Raw genomic sequence first — 1,032 nt, forward strand, 5'->3', positions numbered from 1 at the left:
ACGTTTTGGATTGATTTGAAAATCGCTTCTACGCGTCCTGGCGTCTTCTTATCCCAATCAATCAGCATTGCTTTGATTGCTTGGCGCTGCAAGTTCTCTTGAGAACCACATAGGTTACAAGGAATAATTGGGAAATCTTTGTGCTCTGCGTATTTGATCAGGTCTTTTTCGCGGCAGTAAGTCAGCGGACGAATAACCACGTTACGACCATCATCAGAGCGTAGCTTTGGTGGCATTGCCTTCAAACGAGAACCATGGAACATGTTCAAGAACATCGTTTCTACGATGTCATCCATATGATGACCAAGTGCAAGTTTTGTTGCGCCGATTTTCTCAGCAAATGAGTAAAGCGTACCACGACGTAGACGAGAACATAGACCACACGTTGTCTTACCTTCTGGCACTTTTTCTTTAACTACTGAGTATGTGTCTTTATCTACGATGTAGTAAGGAATATTCAGCGTCTCAAAATACTCAGGCAAAATATGCTCTGGGAAACCAGGTTGTTTTTGGTCTAGGTTAACAGCAACCACTTCAAATTTGATTGGTGCCGCTTTTTGTAGATTCAACAGGATATCGAGCATCGCAAATGAGTCTTTACCACCGCTTATGCATGCCATGACAACATCGCCTTCTTCGATCATGTTGTAATCTGTAATGGCATTTCCAACATTTCTTCTCAAACGTTTTTGAAGCTTGTTGAATTCAAGGGTTTCTTTTCTTGTATCTTTCTGGTTCATTGCGGGCTCTCACATCGCCGATAAAATCGACAGTAGGACTTCCTAACATGGGTTTCTTTGGGGCGTGGATTATACGGGCTTTTGCAGCAGGATTAAATGTTTGTATTGAAGGATAAGAAAATAAGTGCGCTGAATTATCATCATAGAATAGAAAAAGAACCGCGAATGCGGCTCTTTAGTGGAGATAGTGCTATTTCTTTGCTTGGGGCAAATAAGGAAGCACTCTCATCGTTGGTTCCGGTAACGTTATTGTTCCACCTTCGCCAATTTCACTCAAAGCAACCTGCACTTT

1 protein-coding gene and 1 pseudogene are annotated in these 1,032 nt (G+C 42.1%); both read right to left on the bottom strand.

The window, feature by feature from the left end; translation table 11 throughout:
• The coding region (gene ttcA, locus R7Q09_RS24405; protein WP_318143728.1) for a tRNA 2-thiocytidine(32) synthetase TtcA at positions 1–740 on the bottom strand (740 nt) is incomplete at its 3' end.
• 190 nt (positions 741–930) lie between these two features.
• Positions 931–1,032 (bottom strand): annotated as a pseudogene (locus R7Q09_RS24410) (DUF2987 domain-containing protein); the annotation flags it as partial.

The sequence above is a fragment of the Vibrio sp. 2130-1 genome (genome assembly GCF_033339515.1).